Origin of the sequence: Comamonas squillarum (genome assembly GCF_025309455.1) — a bacterium.
GTDB lineage: Bacteria > Pseudomonadota > Gammaproteobacteria > Burkholderiales > Burkholderiaceae_C > Comamonas > Comamonas squillarum.
On the sequence record NZ_CP104377.1, the window covers coordinates 2448589 to 2469124 of the forward strand.

Annotated in this window: 21 protein-coding genes and 2 tRNA genes; 15 read left to right on the forward strand and 8 right to left on the reverse strand. The window is 63.5% G+C overall.

Annotated features, from left to right (window positions below):
• Positions 1-57 precede the first annotated feature (57 nt).
• Positions 58-1101, reverse strand: a complete 1044-nt coding sequence (locus N4T19_RS11365; RefSeq protein ID WP_182343417.1) for an NAD(P)-dependent alcohol dehydrogenase — start codon at positions 1099-1101, stop codon at positions 58-60.
• Between the two features lie 652 nt (positions 1102-1753).
• On the opposite strand from N4T19_RS11365, the gene N4T19_RS11370 reads away from it, so the two are divergent.
• Entirely contained in the window at positions 1754-2551 is a 798-nt protein-coding gene (locus tag N4T19_RS11370; RefSeq protein ID WP_260720236.1) for a hypothetical protein, read from the forward strand.
• Here N4T19_RS11370 and N4T19_RS11375 read toward each other — a convergent pair.
• The 3 genes from N4T19_RS11375 to hrcA all read right to left on the reverse strand — a co-directional run bounded on the left by N4T19_RS11375 (position 2548) and on the right by hrcA (position 4392).
• Positions 2548-3030 (reverse strand): GreA/GreB family elongation factor, encoded by a 483-nt coding sequence (locus N4T19_RS11375; protein ID WP_182345836.1) that lies wholly within the window; start codon positions 3028-3030, stop codon positions 2548-2550. The genes N4T19_RS11370 and N4T19_RS11375 overlap by 4 nt on opposite strands.
• A 231-nt stretch (positions 3031-3261) precedes the next feature.
• A tRNA-Ile gene (locus N4T19_RS11380) sits at positions 3262-3338 on the reverse strand.
• Between the two features lie 52 nt (positions 3339-3390).
• The gene (gene hrcA, locus N4T19_RS11385; protein WP_260720237.1) at positions 3391-4392 is read right to left on the reverse strand and encodes a heat-inducible transcriptional repressor HrcA; all 1002 of its coding nucleotides are present in this window, start codon (positions 4390-4392) and stop codon (positions 3391-3393) included.
• Between the two features lie 300 nt (positions 4393-4692).
• Between hrcA and N4T19_RS11390 the strand changes: the two genes are divergently transcribed.
• The 3 genes from N4T19_RS11390 to rapZ are packed head-to-tail and all read left to right on the forward strand — an operon-like array spanning position 4693 to position 8133.
• Entirely contained in the window at positions 4693-5595 is a 903-nt protein-coding gene (locus N4T19_RS11390) for an NAD kinase (protein ID WP_116927031.1), read from the forward strand.
• Positions 5592-7250 (forward strand): DNA repair protein RecN, encoded by a 1659-nt coding sequence (gene recN, locus N4T19_RS11395; protein ID WP_116927032.1) that lies wholly within the window; start codon positions 5592-5594, stop codon positions 7248-7250. Before N4T19_RS11390 ends, recN begins: the two co-directional genes overlap by 4 nt.
• Positions 7240-8133: an RNase adapter RapZ gene (rapZ, locus tag N4T19_RS11400; RefSeq protein ID WP_182343421.1), complete on the forward strand. Its 894-nt coding sequence runs from the start codon at positions 7240-7242 to the stop codon at positions 8131-8133. Before recN ends, rapZ begins: the two co-directional genes overlap by 11 nt.
• Before the next feature lie 12 nt (positions 8134-8145).
• On the opposite strand, the gene N4T19_RS11405 is transcribed toward rapZ, so the two are convergent.
• From N4T19_RS11405 to mutM, 3 genes are all read right to left on the reverse strand, one after another.
• Positions 8146-8382: a DUF2789 domain-containing protein gene (locus tag N4T19_RS11405; RefSeq protein ID WP_182343423.1), complete on the reverse strand. Its 237-nt coding sequence runs from the start codon at positions 8380-8382 to the stop codon at positions 8146-8148.
• A 107-nt stretch (positions 8383-8489) separates the two neighbouring features.
• Positions 8490-9530, reverse strand: a complete 1041-nt coding sequence (gene mutY / locus N4T19_RS11410) for an A/G-specific adenine glycosylase (protein WP_182345838.1) — start codon at positions 9528-9530, stop codon at positions 8490-8492.
• 67 nt (positions 9531-9597) lie between these two features.
• Positions 9598-10410: a bifunctional DNA-formamidopyrimidine glycosylase/DNA-(apurinic or apyrimidinic site) lyase gene (mutM, locus tag N4T19_RS11415; protein ID WP_182343425.1), complete on the reverse strand. Its 813-nt coding sequence runs from the start codon at positions 10408-10410 to the stop codon at positions 9598-9600.
• 45 nt (positions 10411-10455) lie between these two features.
• Between mutM and N4T19_RS11420 the strand changes: the two genes are divergently transcribed.
• The 7 genes from N4T19_RS11420 (at position 10456) to pth (ending at position 16186) form a co-directional block, all read left to right on the forward strand.
• On the forward strand, positions 10456-12231 hold the full coding sequence (locus N4T19_RS11420) for a tetratricopeptide repeat protein (RefSeq protein ID WP_260720238.1): 1776 nt from the start codon (positions 10456-10458) through the stop codon (positions 12229-12231).
• Positions 12228-12737, forward strand: a complete 510-nt coding sequence (locus N4T19_RS11425; protein ID WP_116927038.1) for an outer membrane lipoprotein LolB — start codon at positions 12228-12230, stop codon at positions 12735-12737. Before N4T19_RS11420 ends, N4T19_RS11425 begins: the two co-directional genes overlap by 4 nt.
• Positions 12738-12756: 19 nt before the next feature.
• Positions 12757-13614, forward strand: a complete 858-nt coding sequence (gene ispE, locus N4T19_RS11430; protein WP_116927039.1) for a 4-(cytidine 5'-diphospho)-2-C-methyl-D-erythritol kinase — start codon at positions 12757-12759, stop codon at positions 13612-13614.
• A 40-nt stretch (positions 13615-13654) separates the two neighbouring features.
• Positions 13655-13731 (forward strand) — tRNA-Gln (locus N4T19_RS11435).
• A gap of 56 nt (positions 13732-13787) precedes the next feature.
• Positions 13788-14753: a ribose-phosphate pyrophosphokinase gene (locus N4T19_RS11440; protein WP_021025016.1), complete on the forward strand. Its 966-nt coding sequence runs from the start codon at positions 13788-13790 to the stop codon at positions 14751-14753.
• A 129-nt stretch (positions 14754-14882) separates the two neighbouring features.
• Positions 14883-15473, forward strand: coding sequence for a 50S ribosomal protein L25/general stress protein Ctc (locus N4T19_RS11445; protein WP_116927040.1), 591 nt, complete (start codon positions 14883-14885; stop codon positions 15471-15473).
• 104 nt (positions 15474-15577) lie between these two features.
• A complete protein-coding gene (pth, locus tag N4T19_RS11450) occupies positions 15578-16186 on the forward strand; it encodes an aminoacyl-tRNA hydrolase (RefSeq protein WP_116927041.1) in 609 nt (202 codons plus the stop codon).
• A 41-nt stretch (positions 16187-16227) separates the two neighbouring features.
• Here the strand turns inward: pth and N4T19_RS11455 are convergent, their stop codons facing one another.
• Positions 16228-16485, reverse strand: coding sequence for a YfhL family 4Fe-4S dicluster ferredoxin (locus N4T19_RS11455; RefSeq protein ID WP_021025013.1), 258 nt, complete (start codon positions 16483-16485; stop codon positions 16228-16230).
• 200 nt (positions 16486-16685) lie between these two features.
• Here N4T19_RS11455 and N4T19_RS11460 point away from each other — a divergent pair, with 200 nt between their 5' ends.
• Genes N4T19_RS11460 through N4T19_RS11475 form a run of 4 tightly spaced genes read left to right on the forward strand, consistent with a single transcriptional unit; the run spans position 16686 to position 20450 of the window.
• The gene (locus N4T19_RS11460; protein WP_116927042.1) at positions 16686-17648 is read left to right on the forward strand and encodes an ABC transporter permease; all 963 of its coding nucleotides are present in this window, start codon (positions 16686-16688) and stop codon (positions 17646-17648) included.
• 7 nt (positions 17649-17655) lie between these two features.
• A complete protein-coding gene (locus N4T19_RS11465) occupies positions 17656-18567 on the forward strand; it encodes an ABC transporter permease (protein ID WP_116927043.1) in 912 nt (303 codons plus the stop codon).
• 9 nt (positions 18568-18576) lie between these two features.
• On the forward strand, positions 18577-19602 hold the full coding sequence (locus N4T19_RS11470) for an ABC transporter ATP-binding protein (RefSeq protein WP_182343429.1): 1026 nt from the start codon (positions 18577-18579) through the stop codon (positions 19600-19602).
• Entirely contained in the window at positions 19599-20450 is an 852-nt protein-coding gene (locus N4T19_RS11475; RefSeq protein WP_116927045.1) for an ATP-binding cassette domain-containing protein, read from the forward strand. The genes N4T19_RS11470 and N4T19_RS11475 overlap by 4 nt, the downstream gene beginning before the upstream one ends.
• Positions 20451-20536 lie beyond the last annotated feature (86 nt).

Genomic DNA, 20536 nt, shown 5'->3' on the forward strand with positions numbered 1-20536 from the left:
CAGTGCTTGCCCAGGGCATGCACTGCATTGGCTTTGGAGCATCAGGCGGTCAACACATCAGATGCTGGCGTTGTCGATCACAAAACGGTAGGCCACATCGCCGCGCAGCATGCGCTCATAGGCCTCGTTGATCTGCTCGGCCTGGATCAGCTCGATGTCCGCCACAATGCCGTGCTCGGCGCAGAAATCGAGCATCTCCTGCGTCTCGGGGATACCGCCGATCAGCGAACCGGCGAGGCTGCGCCGCTTCATGATCAGGCCAAACACACCGGGCGAGGGATGCGGGGTGGAGGGCGCGCCCACCAGGGTCATCGTGCCATCGCGCTTGAGCAGGTTGAAGAAGGGATCGAGCTCATGCGGGGCCGCAACGGTGTTCAGGATGAAGTCCAGGCTTTGCGCATGCGCGGCCATCTCATCGGCATGGCGTGAGACCACCACCTCGGCAGCGCCCAACGCCTTGGCCGCATCGCGCTTGGATTCGGACGTGGTGAACGCCACCACATGCGCGCCCATCGCATGCGCCAGCTTGATGCCCATATGGCCCAGCCCGCCAATGCCCACCACGCCCACCTTGTGGCCGGGCCCCACGCGCCAGTGGCGCAGAGGCGAATAGGTGGTGATGCCGGCGCACAGCAGCGGCGCCACAGCGGCCAGCTGTTCCGGTGGATGGCTGACCCGCAGCACATAGCGCTGGTGCACCACAATGCTTTGCGAATAGCCGCCCAGGGTATGGCCCGGCGCATCGGCGGTAGGCCCGTTGTAGGTGCCGACCATGTGGTTGCAGTAGTTCTCCAGCCCCATGCCGCAGTCCACACAGTGCTGGCAACTGTCGACGATGCAGCCCACGCCTACCAGATCCCCGGGCTTGAAATCGCTCACATCGGAGCCGACTGCCGCGACCTCGCCGACAATCTCATGCCCGGGCACACAGGGGTAGAGCGTGCCCGCCCATTCGGAGCGCACCTGGTGGATGTCCGAGTGGCAGACGCCGCAATAGGCAATGCGGATCTGCACGTCCTTGGCGCCCGGCGTGCGGCGCTCGATGTTCAGGGCTTGCAGGGGTTGGTCACCCGCGTGGGCGCCATAGGCTTTGACGGTCATGGTGAAGGTCCTATTCCGTTCGTGGAGGTCAGCGCATGGCGCGGGCAAGGCCACGCCAGCTGGCAGATGCACGGGGTGCTGCCGCCATGCAAAGGCATAGGCAGTCATGCCCGCATGAAGGCGCGTTCATCTTACGCCCCTTGTATGGCAGATCTGCTGGGGCCGGGCAACGGCTTGCAAACCGCTGGTTCTGCCGCCAAAAGCTGATCGCCCTTTTCTTAAAATGTTTTTATGAGAATAATTCTCATTTGCGAATATGATCAACACCAAGGTTCAGCGATTGCCGCCGTTCCTTGTTTCATCGTGGGGCGACCTACTGGGTTTTCACTCCAGTGGTCGTTTTTGCTAGCCAGCGGTTCTCCATGTAGCCAGGCATTTTTTTCACGTTGAAGCGCTCTCGCCGTCTTTGCTGCGCGCTCCGCCCAAGTCCTTCCAATGGACCTTGCCAGGTCAGTGCTCCGGAAGCAGGCATATGCCCTCGCGGCATGGCGATCCTCTCCCCTGTCTCGTTTATTGCTCAGCGGATGCGCTGTCAAGCGCCTCCTTGTACAGCGCTTTCCTGTCGCCCGGTGCTGCTGACGCCATCCGGCTATACCCGATGACATAAAAAGTATGCAAGTGCTAACATCCACTCCAATCATCTGGAGTTGGTATGAGAATATTCATTTCATGGATTGCTAAGTCACTGATCGCTGTGGCTGCCGCGCTGGGCTTGCAGGCCGCGCAGGCACAGGGCCTGCTGTTCACGCCAGGCAGCATCAACTTCAGCAACACGGCGGCAGGCAGCGTATCGGCAGCGCAGAGCGTCACGGTGGAGTACCAGGGACCCACGCCATTCGTACTGAATGTCAGCAGCGTCACGCCGCCTGCAAACTCCGCCTTCACGGTCGTGGACAGCAGCTGCGCTGCAGGCCCCTATCCGCAATTCACGCCTTGTACGATCAGCTTTACGTTCACTGCGCCGGCTGCTGCGGGCCCTGTCACAGATGCCTTCCGCTTTGAAGTCGACAATCTTGGCACCCAGTCCATCACCCTGAACGGCTCCTCGGATGGCGCCACGCCCCAGTCCATCACCTTCAACTCCACCCCGCCCAGTCCTGCCCCTGTGGGAGGCAGCTACGATATTGCAGCCACCGGCGGTGAATCGGGCGAGCCGGTTGTTTTCTCCATCGATCCCTCAGCGGCTGCGATTTGTTCGGTCACGGGCAACACGGTAAGCTTTCTCAGCGTGGGCACCTGCGTGGTCAATGCCAACCAGGCAGGCAATGGCGCCTATTTCGCAGCCCCTCAAAAGCAGCAAAGCTTTGCGGTGACCGCAGCCCCGACCGCCAACCCCGGCACGCCCGAACCTGTGCCCGCACTGGGCGCCTGGGCAGCGGTGCTGCTGTCCAGCTTGGTGGCGGTGGCCATGGTGCTGGTGCAAACGCGGCGCAGGGTTCAGCCAGCTTAACGAACCCATAGCACCTCCAACTTCTGCCTGGCCTGCGCCACCTCCAGCGTCACCTCATCTCCCTCAGCCTTGCCCAGCAGCGCCTGGCCCAACGGCGCTTGGCTGCTGATCACCTGGATGGATTCAGCGCCGATGACCAGCTTCATGTTGCCCCCTTCAGGGCCAAGAAAGATCTGCTGCTGTCTCTCGTCCGCATCCAGCAGGCAAACCAGCGCGCCCAGCTGTATGCCCCTGCCGGCGCTATAGGGCTGCGGGCAAAAAAGCCGCCAATGGACCAGCGCCTGGTGGATGGCCTCAGCGCGCCGCGCCTGGCCCGTCGCCAAGTAGGCCGCCTCCAGGCCCAAGGTGTCGTACTTGTTCTCGGCAATATTTTCCTCGTGGGTCGCCGCTTCATGCGCCGCACTCACCGCCTGCTCGACCTGCTGCAGGTCATCGGCCAGCCGCTCCAGCACCAGCTGCTGCAGCAAGGATTTATCCACCATGAAAGAGGACTCTTGAACAAGTTGGGGGGATGATTATGAACCGGCATGGGTTGGTCATTGCCAGACTCAGGGGCTGTGTGGAGCCGCTGGACAGAGGGTGCAGCTGCTGCTGCCCAGAATGACCTTCTTGTCATGGGTACATTCGGCAATACACCAAACGCCGCGCGCACCACCGACAATAAAAAAGCCACACAGCATCAAAAATGATAGCTGTGCAGCCAATGAATCTGGTAGGGCGTGAGGGACTTGAACCCGCGACCAAAGGATTATGAGTCCTCTGCTCTAACCAACTGAGCTAACGCCCCGGTACCACCACCTGCCAGAAGCCCTGGCGAGTGAAGCTGTGCATTCTAGCGTCTATTTCGGATGGCTCAGTGCGTTGGATACGAGCTTGGAGGTGATTCCAACGATCTGGATCATCTTCTCGTAGGGCATGCGTTTGGGGCCGATGACGCCCAGGGTGCCGACCACCTTGCCGTTGACCTGGTACGGCGTGCTGACGACCGACAGCTCCTCGACGGACAGCAACTGGCTCTCGCCACCGATGTAGATTTGCACACCTTCTGCGCGGTTGGAGTTCTCCAGCAGGTGCAGGATCTGGGTCTTTTGCTCGAACAGGTCAAAGGCCCGGCGCAGGTTGGTCATGTCGTTGCTGAAATCGCTGACGGCCAGCAGGTTGCGCTCGCCAGCAATCACCAGTTCATGCGGTGCTTCTTGGGCGTCTTCATCCACATTCACGGCCGCCAGCATCAGTGCGGCGATCTCGTCGCGCAGGCTGTCCACTTCCTTGCGCAGCAGCTGGCGCACCTGCTCCATCGCCAAACCGGCGTAATGGGCGTTGAGGTAGTTGGCCGTCTCAATCAGCTGGCTTTGCGAGTAGTCCGACTCAGTGAAGATCACCCGGTTCTGCACATCGCCTTCGGGCGAGACCAGGATCAGCAGGATGCGCTTTTCCGACAGGCGCAAAAACTCGATATGGCGGAACGACGAGCTTTTGCGCGGCGCCTGCACCACGCCCACATACTGCGACAGCTCCGAGAGCACGCCAGCAGCGCTGGTGATGACCTTTTGCGGCTGCTCGGGCGCAATCTCGGCCGACACCACCTGGTCCGGGTCTACGGTCAGCATGGTGTCGACAAACAGGCGGTAGCCCTTGGCGGTGGGGATGCGGCCGGCCGAGGTGTAGGGGCTGGCAATCAGGCCCAGGCCTTCGAGGTCGGCCATCACATTGCGGATGGTGGCCGGCGAAAAGTCCAGCCCGGGCGCCTGCGTGAGCGCGCGCGAGCCCACTGGGTGGCCATCCGCTATATAGCGTTCCACCAAGGTTTTGAGCAGCAGCCGAGCGCGGTCATCGAGCATGGGCGCATTTTATCCGTGTCCTTGGCGCCAGCAGCCGCGTTCGGGCCAGACCCAGGGATACCCAGAGGATTCCAGCCAGCAGCCGGACGCCAGAGATGGCTACCACGCACCCGACTTATGGCGCCCATGCAACAATGAAGCCGTAGCTACCCCGCGTGCCTGCCTGCAGGCGCCCGGCCAGCTCCAGGCCCAGTCCCGGCCACCGGCGCAGCCCGCCTTTGCAGGGCAGGCGGCAGCCGCCAACTGGGGCTGCTCAAGAAATTCAAAAAGATTACGCCACTTTGGTGATGTAATTTGCGTATGCAGTCTCGCTTCCAACATATTGCCCTGATCGGCAAACACCATGCGCCGCCCACTGCCGAGGTGCGCCAGCAGTCCTATGCGGCTTTCAGCCAGATCGCCTGCTATATCGAGGCCCAGGGCGGCACTGCATTCCTGGAGAAGGAAACCGCCGCCTTCACCGGCATGGAACACTACCCGACACTCAGCATGCAGGAGATCGGTGAGCGCTGCGACCTGGTCATTGTGCTGGGCGGTGACGGCACCATGCTGGGCGTGGGACGCGAGCTGGCGCAGTACAACACGCCCCTGGTCGGCATCAACCAGGGGCGACTGGGCTTTGTGACCGATGTCCCGCTGCAGACCTTCATGGGACCGCTCTCGGCGATTCTGGCCGGCGAGTACGAAGAAGAAGTGCGCTCGATGATCCATGCCCGCGTGATGCGCGAAGGCCAATGCGTCTTCGAGGCGCTGGCCTTCAACGATGTGGTGGTCAACCGGGGCGGCACCTCGGGCATGGTCGAGCTGCGGGTCGAGGTCGATGGCCAGCTGGTGGCCAACCAGCGCGCAGACGGTTTGATCATTGCAACGCCGACGGGCTCGACGGCCTATGCGTTGTCGGTCGGCGGGCCCATCGTGCACCCGACGGTGCCCTGCTGGGTGATGGCGCCGATTGCGCCGCATATGCTGTCCAACCGGCCCAGTGTGATTCCTGACTCGCAGGAAATTTCGATCGAGGTGATTGGCGGGCGCGATGTGGCCGCCAATTTCGACATGCAGTCGCTCGCCTCCATCCTGCGTGGTGACAAGATTTTGGTGCGCAGCGCGCCGCACAAGGCGCGCTTTCTGCACCCCCGGGGCTGGAACTACTACGCCACTCTGCGCAAAAAGCTGGGCTGGAACGAAGGGGGCATTACGCCATGAGCCTCAGACGCATTGGCTTGCGTGATTTCGTCATCGTCGAGCAGCTGGAGGTGGATTTCCAGCCCGGCTTCACGGCACTGACCGGCGAGACGGGTGCCGGCAAATCGATCCTGATCGATGCTTTGCAGCTGGTGCTGGGACACCGTGCCGACACCGGTTTTGTGCGCCAGGGCGCCAGCCGCGCCGAGCTGATGGCCGAGTTCGATACGCCCGCCACGCTCGAAGGCTTTCTGGCCGACAACGACATGCCCGGCGAAGAAACGCTGCTGCTGCGCCGCGTGATCGACGCGCAGGGCAAGAGCAAGTTCTGGATCAATGGCGTGCCCGCCACCGCCACGCAGCTGCGCAGCATTGCGGGCGACTTGGTCGATATCCATGGCCAGCATGCCTGGCAGGGGCTGACCCAGCCCGAGTCGGTGCGCCAGCTGCTGGACGCCTACGCCGGTACCGACAGCACTCCCACGCAGCGCGCCTATGCGCTCTGGCGCAGTGCCGACAAGGCCTTGCAGCAAGCGCGCAGCATGGAAGAAACCCACCAGCGCGAGCGCGAACGCCTGCTCTGGCAGATCGCCGAAATCGACAAGCTCGCGCCCGGACCGCAGGAATGGGAAGAGCTCAACACCCAGCATGGGCGCCTGTCCAATGCCCAGGCCTTGATGGATGCGGCCAACAACGCGATTGCCAGCCTGGAAGGCGAAGACGGCGGCGCGCTCACCCATGTCAACCGCAGCCTGCATGCGCTGCAGGCCCAGGCCCATGTGGAGCCCGGTTTCTCCGCGATGGCCGAGTCGCTGGAATCGTGCCTGGCCCAGCTCGAGGATGTGGTGCGCTCGCTCAACGGCTACCTGCGCCATGCCGAGCTGGACCCGGACAAGCTCGAGCAGCTGGACCAGCGCCTGGGCAGCTGGATATCGCTGGCACGTCGCTACAAGCGTGCGCCCGAAGACCTACCCGCACTGCTGCAGGGCTGGCATGCCGAGCTGCTGGCGCTCGAAGCCTCCTCCGATATGGTGCAGCTGGCCAAGAACGCCCAGCAGGCGCAGGAGGCCTACCAAAAGGTCGCCACGACGCTCAGCCAGGCGCGCCAGCAGGCGGCCAAACGCTTGTCCAAAGCGATCACCGCAGCGATGCAGGACCTGGGCATGGCCGGCGGCCGTTTTGTCGCGCAGGTCAGCCCCGCACGTGAGCCGCGCAGCGATGGTATCGACGATGTGGAACTGCTGGTCGCTGGCCACCCGGGCACCGACCCCAAGCCAATCGCCAAGGTGGCCTCGGGCGGCGAGCTCTCGCGCATCTCGCTGGCCATTGCAATATCGACCAGCCAGCTCGGCCAGGCGCCCACCCTGATCTTTGACGAGATCGACTCGGGCATTGGTGGCGCGGTGGCCGATGCGGTGGGCCGCGTGATGCGGGCACTGGGGCGGGACCGCCAGGTGCTGGCCGTCACCCACCTGGCCCAGGTGGCCGCACGTGGCGACCACCACCTGCTGGTGGCCAAGCAGCGCAGCAAAAGCGGCACCACGAGCCATATCTGTACCGTGGCCGATGACGAGCGGGTCAATGAAATTGCCCGCATGCTGGGCGGCGAAAACCTCTCGGCCACGAGCCGCGCCCACGCCCAAGAGATGATTGCCGGAGGAATGAATGACCGATAAGACATCCGCCCCGCAGCCACTGGAAGTGGTGGTCATCACCGGCATGGCCGGCTCGGGCAAATCCGTGGCGCTGCATGCGCTCGAAGACGTGGGCTACTACTGTGTGGATAACTTTCCGCCTGAACTGCTGCAGGCACTCGTATCACTGGAGCACTGGCAGCACGGCAGCCGCGTGGCCATTGCGATGGATGCACGCAGCGCCAAGGGCCTGTACCTGGTGCCCGAGCAGCTCGAGCGGCTGCGCGACGCCGGGGCCCAGGTGCGACTTATCTACATGGATGCGCAGCGCGACACGCTGATGCGCCGTTTTTCGGAAACCCGCAGGCGCCACCCGCTGACCAACGAAAAACTGCAGCAAGGCCCCCGCGCGCTGGCGCAGATGATTGATGAAGAACGCGCGCTGCTGGCCGACCTGCGCGAGCAGGCCCATGTGATCGACACCAGCAACCTGCGCGGCTCCCAGCTGCAGGCCTCTATCAAGGAGTGGATCCAGGCGCCGCAATCGAGCCTGACCCTGCTGTTCCAGTCCTTTGGCTTCAAGCACGGCATCCCCATCGACAGCGACTACATGTTCGATGTGCGCATGCTGCCCAACCCCTACTACGAGCCCGAGTTGCGCCCGCACACCGGGCTGGAAGCACCGATCGCCCACTTCCTGGCGCAGCAGCCCAAAGTGCTGCAGATGCAAAACGACATCATCCGTTTTCTGGACAACTGGTTGCCCGAGCTGGTGAAGAATCACCGCAGCTATGCCACGGTGTCGGTGGGCTGCACCGGCGGCCAGCACCGCTCGGTCTACCTGGTCAATGCACTGGCCCAGCACTTTCAAGGCCGCTGGACCACCTTGCAGCGCCACCGCGAGCTGAGCGCCAAAAAAAGCTGATGCCCGCGCTGATTACTCGGCGCGCAAGGCGACGCTGAGCTGGTCGACCACGTTCGCCCAATCGGCATCGGCGGTAATGCTTTCACGCAAGAAGCGCGCTTGCGCGGGCGACCAGAATGCGGCATCTGCCAGCAGCACCTTGTGGGGCAGCGGGCGGTGGGATTCTATGAACTGGCGGATCGACGCATCATCATCGGGCAGGCCCAGTTGCTGGAAGAGCGACGAGAAGGAGTGAACCGTGGGCTCCATGGCGTACTTTCAAAGCAAGAAGATGGCTGCAGTCTAAGCGCCGTGCAGCGGCGCCCTTTGCAGGACAAGCCCGGTAAAGGACGCCAGTGCCGGTAGCCGAGCCCGCCTCAAAACCCGCGCTGCAGCAGGCTGCGAATCGGCGCGGGCAGCCCCAGATCGGGCCACTGCGCAGGCAGGCACCACTGGCCCGAAGGCGTGGGCACACCATCGCCCGAAACGGACACCCGCACCGGGTGCAGGTGCAGATCCTTGTGGGTGAGCACATGCAGGAATGGCTGGGCATGCACCGCCTCCGAGGTATCACCGTGCTGTGCCGACTGCGCAAGCAGCGCCTCTTCACTGTCGTAGACCGGCAGGCAGAACAGGCCGGCCCAGATGCCGGGCGCGGGGCGCTTTTCCAGCCAGATGGCACCGTCGGGCCGCTGCCAGCACAGCAGCCACCAGCTGGCGGCGCTGCGCTTGAGTTTCTTGGTCTTGACCGGATAGCGCTCGGGCTGGCCCTGGCGGTGGGCCACGCAATCGCCGTGCACCGGGCACAGCAGGCAGCTGGGCTTTTTGGCGGTGCAGATGGTGGCGCCCATGTCCATCATGCCCTGCGTGTAGCGCGGCATATTGCGCGCCAGGTCGGTGGTGGGCAGCAGCTCTTCGGCCAGCGCCCAGAGCTTTTTCTCGGCGGCGCTGCTGGCCAGGTCGTCCTCAAAGCCCAGCACGCGGGTGAGCACCCGTTTGACGTTGGCATCAAGTATGGCGGCGCGCTGCGCAAAGCAGAACGAGGCGATCGCGCCGGCGGTCGAACGGCCAATGCCGGGCAAGGACGAGAGTTCTTCGACCGTGTGCGGGAACGCGCCGCCAAAGCGTTCCATCACCTCCTGGGCACAGCGGTGCAGGTTGCGCGCGCGGCTGTAGTAGCCCAGGCCACTCCACAAGGCCATCACCTCTTCATCGCTGGCCGCAGCCAGATCGGCCACGGTGGGGCAGCGCTGCAAAAAGCGCTCGTAGTAGCCCAGCACGGTGCTGACCTGGGTTTGCTGCAGCATGATCTCGGACAGCCAGACGCGGTAGGCATCCTGGGTGTTCTGCCACGGCAGATGGTGTCTTCCGTGGACTGTCTGCCAGGCCACGATCTGTTCGGAAAATCGACTCACAATCGCTGTTCTCGGGGGGAGTAGTTATCGGTGGGCCTGGCCGCTCTGGGGCGGCCCGCCAGGCCCGCGTTTATTTCTGGCAGCGCTTGCAGTAATAGGTGCTGCGCTGCCCTTGCTTGATGAGCTGCACCGGCTGGCCGCATTGCGGGCAGGGCTCTCCGGCCCGGCCATAGACGCTGGCCTGCGCCTGGAAGGCACCGGCATAGCCATTGACCTGGACAAAATCGCGCAAGGTGCTGCCACCCAGCGCAATGGAGCGGGTCAGCACCTCCACAATCGCCGCATGCAGGCGTTTCGCCTGGGGCCGCGTGGTCTGGTTGGCCGGTTTGGTCGGCGAGATGCCGGCCAGGAACAGCACCTCGCTGGCGTAGATATTGCCCACGCCCACGACCACCTGGCCGCCCAGCAGCAGCTGCTTGATCGGCGTGCGCGACTTTTGCAGCCCGGCCCAGAGGTGCTCCACGTTGAAGCCGGCGCCCAAGGGCTCCACGCCCAGATTGGACAACAGCTTGGCGGCCATGCCGGAGTCGGCATCGGGCGACCAGACCACCGCCCCAAAACGGCGCGGGTCATGCAGGCGCAGCAGGTGCTGGTCGGTGAGCAAGTCAAAATGGTCATGCGGGCCCGCTGGCGCATCCATGGGGCTGACCTGCAGGCTGCCGGACATGCCAAGGTGGATCAGCACCACGCCCTGGTCCAGCACCAGCACAATGTATTTGCCCCGGCGCTGCACCTCGGTGATGGTGCGCCCGGCCAAGGCGGCGGTATCGATGCCCAGCGGCCAGCGCAAAGGTTTTCCCATGCGCACGGAGGCAATGCGCGCGCCTTGCAGCGGCGCAACCAATCCCCGCCGCGTGACTTCCACTTCTGGTAACTCTGGCACTTTCTTCCTTCTGCAAGGCCCTTGGGCATCGTTTATTATGGGCCGATGACGCAAAAACTTCGTTTACTGGCTTATTTTCTGGCCGCTGGCCTGATGACACCCGCCTTTGCAGCGCCTGCCAAAGCACCGCAGCAAGGTGCAGCCCAGCGTCAGCTGTCTCTGGCGGCGGCCGAGCGGGCCGATGATGCCAGAGTGGAGCTGGATGCGGAGCTTTTTTACGAGCTGCTTCTGGGCGAAATGTATGCCTACCGCGGCGATGCGGCCACCAGCGTGGAGTTGCTGCTCGACGCCGCGCGCCGCTCGGGCGATGAGAAGGTCTACCAGCGCAGCGCGCAGCTGGCGCTGCTGTCGCGCTCGGCCACCCGTGCCACCCAAGTGGCCCAGGCCTGGAAAAGCGCCTTTCCGCAATCGCGCGCGGCCAGCCGCTACATGCTGCAGGTGATGCTCTCGACCAACCAGGGCGAGGAAACCGGCCCGCTGCTCAAGCAAGAGATCGCGCTGGCCAAGCCCGATGAAAAACTCGACTGGATCCGCGCCATCCCCAGCATCTACCGGCGCCTGAGCGACCAGGAGCTGGCCGCCCGCATTGTGCGCGAAGCGCTGACCCCCGAGCTGGAAAACCCCGCCACCGGCCCCGAATCCTGGGCTGCCATTGGCCGTATGGAGCTGGCCGCCGACCAGAAGAGCCAGGCGCTCGCGTCCGCCCGCCGGTCGCTGCAACTCAATCCCGACAATGAAAGCGCAGCCAAGCTGGCCGCAGACCTGGTCAACGCCGGCGTGCCCGGGGCTGAGGCGCTGGTGGTGGATTTTTTGGACAAGTCCAAGAGCGGCGAGGCCCACCTGGCCTATGCACGCAGCCTGATGAACGCCGAGCGCTTTACCGAGGCCAAGGCCCAGCTGGACAATGCCACGCGCCTGAGCCCCGAATCTGCCGACGCCTGGATGCTGAAGGCCGCGCTGGAGGCCCAGCTCAAGCAGTACACCGAGGCCGATGTCTCGCTGCTCAAGCTCGACACCTTGATCGACAAATTCCCCTCGGCCGTGCTGCAGCGCGAAGTGCGCATCCAAAGCCTGATGCTGCGCGAGCAGATGGCCGAGGCCCAGCAGAAATGGGCCGAGGCCGACCGCTGGGCCGATGAGATCGCCAAGGCCGGCAATATCGCGCTGGCCACCTTGCGCAAGGCCTCCATCCAGATGCAGCAAGGCAACTACGACGCCGCAGCGGCCCTGCTGGAGCAACTGCCCGAGGGCAATGCCGGCGAGGCGCGCGCCAAGCTGGCCGCGCAGGTGCAGCTGCAAAAGACGGCCAAGAACTATGCGAAAGCGCTGGAGCTGCAAGGGCGCCTGGTTGCGCTGCAGCCGCAAGACCCCGATGCACTGTATGAGCAGGCCATGCTGGCTGAACGCATGAACAACATGGAACTGGCCGAGACCCAGCTGCGCCGGCTGATCGAGCTGCGGCCCGATTTTCACCATGCCTACAACGCGCTGGGCTACTCGCTGGCCGACCGCGGCCTCAAGCTCGATGAGGCCAAAAGCCTGATCGAGAAAGCGCTGAGCATGTCGCCCGGTGATCCCTTCATCACCGACAGCCTCGGCTGGGTGGAGTTCAAGCTGGGCAACCTCGAGCGCGCCGCCGAGCTGCTGGAGCAGGCCTACACCAAGCAACCCGATGCCGAGATTGGCGCCCACCTGGCCGAAGTCTGGTGGAAACAGGGCAAGACCCGGCCCGCCGAAGAGCTGCTGCGCACGGTTCTGAAGACCGCACCCAATAACGACATGGTCAAGAAGACCTTTGAGCGCCTGGGAATCAAGCCATGATAGGTGTGCAGCGCAGGCAGCTCTGCCTGGCCACCATCGGCGCCGGCCTGCTGCCCCTCCTCTCGGCCTGCAGCACGGCTGCGCGCCAGCTCGAAGCGGCCCCGGGCAAGACCTACTGGTCAGGCCGCATGTCGGTGCAGGTGCTGGACAGCCCTCCGCAAACCACCAGCGGCAGCTTTGAGCTGTCGGGCAGCCCCGACTCGGGCGAGCTGGTGCTGCTCAACCCGCTGGGCAATATCGTTGCGCGCGTGCAATGGTCACCCGGCCAGGCGAGCGCACAGCAAGGCACGCAAACCCGCCAGGCCAGCTCGCTCGATGAGTTGACGCAGACCTTGCTGGGCACCAGCTTGCCGATTGCCGCGCTGTTTGACTGGCTGCAGGGCCAGCCCACGGTGGCCGCGGGCTGGCAGGCCGATCTGGAAGCGCGCAGCGAAGGCAAGATTCTGGCCCGCCGCCTCGACCCGCTACCCGAAGCCAACCTGCGCATCGTGCTCGACGCGCCATGATTTTTTTGTGAGACGATCCATGCGTACGCTGTACGACGTTCCTGCGCCTGCCAAGCTCAACCTGTTCCTGCACATCACCGGCAGACGCGCGGATGGCTACCACCTGCTGCAGTCGGTCTTCATGCTGATCGACTGGGCCGACACGCTGCACCTGGAGCTGCGCAGCGGCGGCCAGATCAGCCGCGAAGACCTGAACACCCCCCTGCCCGCCGATGACCTGATCACCCGCGCCGCGCGGGCCTTGCAGCAGGCCACCGGCTGCAGCCAGGGCGTACACATTGGCGTGCATAAAAACCTGCCGGCCCAGGCGGGCATGGGTGGCGGATCATCGGATGCTGCCAGCACCTTGCTGGCCCTGAACCAGCTCTGGGATTTGAAGCTCTCGCGCAGCGAACTGCAGCGCATCGGCTTGACGCTGGGCGCCGATGTTCCGTTTTTTATTTTTGGAAAATCGGCTTGGGTCGAAGGAATCGGTGACATAATACGTCCACTCGAAAACGAGCAGCAACTAGCAGACACCGCGCTGGTAGTTGTGAAGCCGCAAGAGGGTCTGGATACGAAACTTATTTTTTCAAGTCCGAACCTAAAACGCGATTCAGAAGCTGCTACAATGACGAGCTTCGCTGCAGAGAACTTTGACTTCGGTCGAAACGACTTGCAGCCGGTCGCAGAAAGCCTGTGCCCTTCGATAAAAAAAGTTTCTGACTTTTTGAAATCACAAGGATTACATGCTAGAATGACGGGCTCAGGTAGCGCAGTTTTCGCAGTGAAGAAAATGCAAGCTAATAGCTGCCAGAGCAGTTTCTCACAAGACTGGACAGTGAAAGATTGCACAAGTCTGATGGAACATCCTCTCAGAGGCTGGACCCAAGACTGAAAGTTTCAAAGGATTGGTGATGCTTAGCACCAATTCTTGTAGGGGAGTCGCCAAGCTGGTTAAGGCACCGGATTTTGATTCCGGCATGCGAAGGTTCGAATCCTTCTTCCCCTGCCATATTTCTTACCGCGTACAAGCAACGCACACAGCTAACCCATACCCACTGGGACGCTATGCAAGACCATCATCCAGACTTCATGGTTTTCACTGGCAACGCCAACCGCGAACTTGCCTCTGAAATTGCACAACACCTCCATACCTCACTGGGTAACGCCGACGTAGGCCGCTTCTCTGACGGTGAAGTCACCGTTGAGATCAAGCAAAACGTGCGTACCCGTGATGTGTTCGTGGTGCAACCCACCTGTGCGCCCACCAACGACCATCTGATGGAACTGCTGGTGATGGTCGACGCCTTGAAGCGTGCATCGGCTGAGCACATCTGCGCGGTGATCCCCTATTTCGGCTACGCCCGCCAGGACCGCCGTGTTCGCTCGACCCGCGTGCCCATCACGGCCAAGGTCGTGGCCAACATGCTGCAAGCCGCTGGAGTGAGCCGCGTGCTGACGATGGACCTGCACGCCGACCAGATCCAGGGCTTCTTCGATATTCCGGTGGACAACATCTATGCATCGCCTGTGCTGCTGGGTGATCTGCGCCAGAAGAACTACGAAGACCTGATCGTTGTGTCCCCGGACGTTGGTGGTGTGGTGCGTGCACGCGCGCTGGCCAAGCAACTCCATTGCGATCTGGCCATCATCGACAAGCGCCGCCCCAAGGCCAATGTCTCCGAAGTCATGCATGTGATCGGTGACATCGACGGCCGCAACTGCGTGATCATGGACGACATGATCGATACCGCAGGCACCTTGGTGAAGGCGGCGGAAGTGCTCAAGGAACGTGGCGCCAAGAAGGTCTACGCTTACTGCACGCACCCCATTTTCTCGGGCCCGGCCATCGAACGTATCGGCAACGGTGCGGCTCTGGACGAAGTCGTGGTGACCAACACCATCCCGCTGTCGGCCGAAGCGCGCAACTGCAGCAAGATTCGCCAGTTGTCGGTGGCACCGCTGATCGGTGAGACCATCCACCGCATCGCCACCGGCGAATCGGTGATGAGCCTGTTCCAGGAAGCCGACTGATCAAAGGGCCCGCAAGGCCCTTTTTCTGCTTTCTGCTAAAATAGATAGTTTTCGCTGGCCGCTGCAATTTGTAGCGGCCTTTTTAACCGGGTGAACTGGTCGCGGTTCATCCCACATTGGAGTAATAAAATGAACGTTGTCGCTTTTGCGCGCGCTAAGCAAGGTACGGGTGCGAGCCGCCGCCTGCGTAATTCTGGCCGTACGCCTGGCATCATCTACGGTGCCGCTGCTGAGCCTCAGTTGATCGAAGTGGACCACAACAGCCTGTGGTACGCCCTCAAGAAGGAAGCTTTCCACGCATCCGTGCTGGAACTGGACCTGGACGGCGCCAAGAGCCAAGTGCTGCTGCGCGACGTGCAATACCACCCCTACAAGCAGCTGGTGCTGCACATCGACTTCCAACGCGTCGATGCCAACACCGCGCTGACCATGAAGGTGCCCGTCCACTTCAGCGGTGCTGAAGAGTCCCCAGCAGTGAAGATCGACAAGTGCCTGGTGACCCCAGTTGTGACCGAAATCCAAGTGATCTGCATGCCCAAGGACCTGCCCGAATTCATCGCGGTGGACCTGAGCAAGCTGGAAAAGGGTTCGACCGTCCACCTGAAGGACATCGCTCTGCCCAAGGGCGTGAAGCTGGCTGCACAAACCAACCCTGCGCTGGTGTCCGTGGCTGCTCCTGCTGCTGCTGAACCTGCAGAAGGCGAAGCGCCTGCTGCTTAATCGCACAGCAAGCTGCTGACGCCTCTGGCGTCTGCAAGCCAGAGGCTGCATTGCTGGTCAATGCAGCCTTTTTTCATTCTTCCCCTACTTCACTCCATCCGCCCATGATCAAGCTGTTTGTTGGCCTCGGCAACCCCGGCCCTGAATACGAAGGCACGCGCCACAACGCCGGCTTCTGGTGGATTGATGCGCTGGCCCGGGATTTGCGCCTGCAGCTGGTGCCTGACCGCAATTACTATGGCCTGGTCGCACGTACTTCGGTGCAGGGTGAGTCGGTCTGGCTGCTCGAGCCGCAGACCTTCATGAACCTGTCGGGCAAGTCGGTCGGCGCGCTCGCACGCTTTTTCAAGATCCAGCCCGAAGAGATTCTGGTGGTGCACGATGAGCTCGATCTGCCGCCCGGCCAGGTCAAGCTCAAGCGCGGCGGTGGCCACGGCGGCCACAATGGCCTGCGCGATATCCATGCCCAGCTGGGCTCGTCCGATTACTGGCGCCTGCGCATCGGCATTGGCCACCCCGGTGACAAGCAGGAGGTGCCCAACTGGGTGCTGCGCAAGCCAGCGCCCGACCAGCGCAAGCTGATCGAGGACAGCATCATCCATGCGCTGCAGGCCTCGCCTGAGCTGCTGGCCGGCGACATGGAAAAGGCCACGCTCAAGATCCACACCACCAAGCCCCAGCGCCCCAAGCCGCCACGCCCAGAGGCCCTCTGAGCGCACCGGGCTACACGCCCATCCCCCCGATCACCCCGCAGTCACAGGCCCTTGTCGGCCTGCAGGCGCACATAGCGCTGCATCAAGGTGGGCTTGTCTTCCTGAAAATCGGGGTGCACCGGAATGCAGGCGACCGGGCAGATCTGCACGCACTGGGGCTCATCGAAATGGCCCACGCATTCGGTGCAGCGGTGCGGATCGATCTCGTAGTAGTCCTCCCCCATCGAGATGGCATCGTTGGGGCACTCGGGCTCACACACATCGCAGTTGATGCACTCATCGGTAATCATCAAGGCCATGGATGCGTCTCCAAGATTCCAGCACGGGGGAAGAAGTGTGACATGAGCGACATTATCCCGCGACCTCCTTAGCCATACTCGTGGCACTGCGAGTAAGCATGTATGGTGTGTCGGAATTGTTCGCGTTATGCTTGCCGCTGCGAAAAAATACAACAAGCACCAGCAGGTCTGCGCGCCTTTCCTAACCACGACGGCTACCCATGGGTCTTTTCATTCTCAAGCGCACACTCACCTTGCTGCTCACCTTGTTGGGCACCTCGATTGTCGTCTTCCTCGTTCTGGAGATCCTGCCGGGCAACGCCGCCCAGATGTTGATGGGGCCCGATGCCGCGCCCGAAGCAGTCGCTGAACTGGCCGAGCAGCTCGGGCTCAACCAGCCCGCCTGGGAGCGCTATGTGCACTGGATCTGGGGCCTTGTGCACCTGGACCTGGGCAACAGCTACAGCTACGGCACCCCTGTCATCGAACTGATTGCCGAGCGCATGGCGCTCACCTTGCCGCTGGCCTTGATGGCGATGGCCATCACCACCGTGGTGGCGCTGGCCGCCGGCATCTATGCCGCCAGCCGCCACAACAAGCTCGGTGATGTCAGCGTCATGGGCATGGCTCAGCTGGGCATTGCCATCCCCAATTTCTGGTTCGCCATCTTGCTGATCCTGCTGTTTTCGGTGCACCTCAAATGGTTCTCGGCCGGCGGCTTTCCGGGCTGGAGCGAGGCCTCGGGCGGCTCGCCCTGGGCCGCGCTCAAGTCGCTGATGCTGCCGGCCTTGTCGCTGGCCGTGGTGCAGGCGGCCATCCTGGCGCGCATCACGCGCTCGTCGGTGCTGGAGGTGCTGCGTGAGGACTTTGTGCGCACCGCCCGGGCCAAGGGCCTGTCGCAACGCGCAGCGCTCTACGGCCATGTGCTGCGCAATGCGCTGGTTCCGGTGGTCACCGTCATGGGCCTGCAGTTTGCCGAACTGATGGCCGGCACGATCGTGGTCGAGAACGTGTTCTACCTGCCCGGCATGGGCCGGCTGATCTTTCAGGCCATTGCCAACCGGGACCTGATGGTGGTGCGCAACTGCGTGATGCTGCTGGCCGCCATGGTGGTGATCGTCAATTTCGTGGTGGACCTGCTCTATGCCTGGATCGACCCCCGCACCAAAGCCAGCGATATCTGAGCACGCCATGCAACCGCCTACCTCCGTCGCCCCTACCTTGCCCACGCCCGCTGCCAGCGCAGCGCCTGGCCACACGGCATCCCGCAACGCACTGTGGCGCCGCGCCCTGCGCAACCCCAGCTTCATGATTGGACTGGTGCTCACGGCCCTGCTCTTGCTCGCCGCTGGCCTGTCCTATGTCTGGACGCCGCACTCGGCCTTCGAGATGAACATGGAGGCCAAGCTGCAAGGGCCGTCGCTCGCCCACTGGCTGGGCACCGATGCCTATGGGCGCGATGTCGCCTCGCAGCTGCTGCTGGGCGCGCGCGCCTCCATTTTGGTGGGCGTCATTGCCGTGGGCATCGGCGTGGTGGTGGGCACGGCGCTGGGCCTGCTGGCCGCTGCCAAACGCGGCTGGGTCGAAGAGGCCATCATGCGCCTGGCCGATTTCTCGCTGGCCTTCCCCGCCATCCTCTCGGCCATCATGCTGACCGCTGTGTTCGGCCCGGGCATCATCAATGCCATTGTGGCCATCGGCATCTACAACATCCCGATGTTCGCCCGCATCGCGCGCGGCTCGGCCAACACCATCTGGGGGCGCGAATATGTCACCGCCGCCCGCGCCTGCGGCAAGGGTGCCTGGGCCATTACCTGGCAGCATGTGCTGCCCAATATCTCGGCCACCTTGATCGTGCAGAGCACCATCCGCTTTGCGATTGCGATCCTGGCCGAGGCCGCACTGTCCTACCTGGGCCTGGGCACGCAGCCGCCGCAGCCGTCCTGGGGCCGCATGCTGAGCGAGGCGCAGACCTTGATGTTCCAGGCGCCGCTCTTGGCCGTGTTCCCGGGCGTGGCGATTGCGTTGTCGGTGCTGGGCCTCAACCTGCTGGGCGACGGTCTGCGCGACCTGCTTGACCCGCGTCTGGCCCGCAAGCGCTAAGGAGTCGCCATGGCACTGATCGATGTACAGCACCTGGAAATCGTGCTGCAAACCCACCGAGGCCCCGCCCGCGCCGTGCGCGATGTCAGCTTCCAGATCGAGCGCGGCCAGGCCCTGGGCCTGATTGGCGAGTCGGGCTGCGGCAAGTCCATCACGGCCATGGCCTTGATGGGCCTGCTGCCCGAATCGGCCCAGGTCAACGGCAGCGCCCAGCTCGACGGCCAAAGCCTGGTGCAGCAGCCCGACCACTGGTGGCGCAGCGTGCGCGGCAACCGCATTGCGATGATCTTCCAGGAGCCGATGACGGCGCTCAACCCGGTGCACACCATTGGCCGCCAGATCAGCGAACCGCTGCGCCTGCACAAGGGCTGGAGCGCGCGCCAGGCCCGTGAAGAGGCGATTGCGCTGCTCGACCGCGTCGGCATCGCCCAACCGGCGCAGCGCTTTGATGCCTATCCGCACCAGTTCTCGGGCGGGCAGCGCCAGCGCATCACGATTGCAATGGCGCTGGCCTGCGGCCCCGATCTGCTGATCGCCGATGAGCCCACGACGGCGCTGGACGTCACCATCCAGCAGCAGATCCTGGATCTCATCAACGGGCTGGTGCAGGAGCGCCAGATGGCCTTGCTGCTGATCTCGCACGACCTGGGCGTGATCTCGCAGAATGTCGACAAGATGGTCGTGATGTATGGCGGCACGGTTGTCGAATCGGGCAGCACCGAGGCCGTGTTCGAGCACATGGCCCACCCCTACACCCGAGGCCTGCTGGCCGCGCGCCCCAGCATGCAGCCGCGCATCCAGGGCCAGCCCCAGCGCCTGCACACCATTGCCGGCTCGGTGCCCGAGCTGGTCGACCTGCCCGCCGGCTGCACCTTTGCCGGGCGCTGCAGCTTTACCCAGCCGCCCTGCTTTGTGCAAAGGCCGCCCAGCGTGGCGCTGCCATCGACCCATCCGCAGGAGACTCACCAGGTGCACTGCCTGCGCCCCGAGGCCTACGCCATCGCCACCCAGACCCCTGACGAGACCCCCGCATGACGGCAGCCCCCCACGACACCCCCTTGCTGCAAGTGCGCGACCTGGTGCGCACCTACACCCTGCCCCGCGAAAAGCTGTTTTCCGCGCCCCCCACGGTGCAGGCTCTCAAGGGTGTGAGCTTTGAGCTGCATGCCGGCCAGAGCCTGGGCATCGTTGGCGAGTCGGGCTCGGGCAAGTCCACCTTGGCGCGCCTGGTGATGGCGCTCGACCAGCCCACCGCCGGCCAGGTGCTGCTCGAGGGCCAGGACCTGCACCGCATGGAGGCGGCCGCACTGCAGCGCGCGCGCAAGGATTTCCAGATGGTGTTCCAGGACCCCTATGGCTCACTCGACCCGCGCCAGACGGTCGAGCGCATCGTCAGCGAGCCGCTGCAGGCGCAAAAGACCGCCTCGCGCGCCGAGCAGCGCGAGCGCGCCAGCCAGGTGCTGCAGCAGGTGGGCCTGCGCGCGCAGGATGTGGACAAGTACCCGCATGAGTTCTCCGGCGGCCAGCGCCAGCGCATTGCCATCGCCCGCGCACTGATCACCAAGCCCCGGCTGATCATTGCCGACGAGCCCGTCAGCGCGCTGGACGTGTCGGTGCAGGCCCAGGTGCTCAATCTGATGCAGGACCTGCAACGCGAGCACGGCATCACCTACCTGCTCATCAGCCACGACTTGGCTGTCATCAACCACCTCTGCGACGCCGTGGTGGTGCTCTACCAGGGCGAGATCGTCGAGCGCGGCGCGCCCAGCCAACTGTTCCAGCATGCCCAGCATCCCTATACGCAAAAACTGGTGCAGGCCGTGCCCCAGGTGCGGCCACGCCGACACCGCATGCCAGCAGGGATTGGCGCAAGTCCTGTATAACCGTGCTTGAGCTTCTCGGCGCGCTCCGCAAGGGCGTCGCCACTCCGCAGCTTTCCCCCATAAATTGAATAAAACCCTATCCAAGG

What these genes read in the sequence shown, in the direction of transcription:
- N4T19_RS11475 (WP_116927045.1), top strand. Translation starts at nt 19,599, where the DNA reads ATGACGGCAGCCCCCCACGACACCCCCTTGCTGCAAGTGCGCGACCTG.
- N4T19_RS11420 (WP_260720238.1), top strand. Translation starts at nt 10,456, where the DNA reads ATGACGCAAAAACTTCGTTTACTGGCTTATTTTCTGGCCGCTGGCCTG.
- pth (WP_116927041.1), top strand. Translation starts at nt 15,578, where the DNA reads ATGATCAAGCTGTTTGTTGGCCTCGGCAACCCCGGCCCTGAATACGAA.
- N4T19_RS11460 (WP_116927042.1), top strand. Translation starts at nt 16,686, where the DNA reads ATGGGTCTTTTCATTCTCAAGCGCACACTCACCTTGCTGCTCACCTTG.
- N4T19_RS11390 (WP_116927031.1), top strand. Translation starts at nt 4,693, where the DNA reads ATGCAGTCTCGCTTCCAACATATTGCCCTGATCGGCAAACACCATGCG.
- N4T19_RS11470 (WP_182343429.1), top strand. Translation starts at nt 18,577, where the DNA reads ATGGCACTGATCGATGTACAGCACCTGGAAATCGTGCTGCAAACCCAC.
- N4T19_RS11445 (WP_116927040.1), top strand. Translation starts at nt 14,883, where the DNA reads ATGAACGTTGTCGCTTTTGCGCGCGCTAAGCAAGGTACGGGTGCGAGC.
- N4T19_RS11425 (WP_116927038.1), top strand. Translation starts at nt 12,228, where the DNA reads ATGATAGGTGTGCAGCGCAGGCAGCTCTGCCTGGCCACCATCGGCGCC.
- recN (WP_116927032.1), top strand. Translation starts at nt 5,592, where the DNA reads ATGAGCCTCAGACGCATTGGCTTGCGTGATTTCGTCATCGTCGAGCAG.
- N4T19_RS11465 (WP_116927043.1), top strand. Translation starts at nt 17,656, where the DNA reads ATGCAACCGCCTACCTCCGTCGCCCCTACCTTGCCCACGCCCGCTGCC.
- N4T19_RS11440 (WP_021025016.1), top strand. Translation starts at nt 13,788, where the DNA reads ATGCAAGACCATCATCCAGACTTCATGGTTTTCACTGGCAACGCCAAC.
- N4T19_RS11405 (WP_182343423.1), bottom strand. Translation starts at nt 8,382, where the DNA reads ATGGAGCCCACGGTTCACTCCTTCTCGTCGCTCTTCCAGCAACTGGGC.
- N4T19_RS11365 (WP_182343417.1), bottom strand. Translation starts at nt 1,101, where the DNA reads ATGACCGTCAAAGCCTATGGCGCCCACGCGGGTGACCAACCCCTGCAA.
- N4T19_RS11370 (WP_260720236.1), top strand. Translation starts at nt 1,754, where the DNA reads ATGAGAATATTCATTTCATGGATTGCTAAGTCACTGATCGCTGTGGCT.
- hrcA (WP_260720237.1), bottom strand. Translation starts at nt 4,392, where the DNA reads ATGCTCGATGACCGCGCTCGGCTGCTGCTCAAAACCTTGGTGGAACGC.
- N4T19_RS11455 (WP_021025013.1), bottom strand. Translation starts at nt 16,485, where the DNA reads ATGGCCTTGATGATTACCGATGAGTGCATCAACTGCGATGTGTGTGAG.
- rapZ (WP_182343421.1), top strand. Translation starts at nt 7,240, where the DNA reads ATGACCGATAAGACATCCGCCCCGCAGCCACTGGAAGTGGTGGTCATC.
- ispE (WP_116927039.1), top strand. Translation starts at nt 12,757, where the DNA reads ATGCGTACGCTGTACGACGTTCCTGCGCCTGCCAAGCTCAACCTGTTC.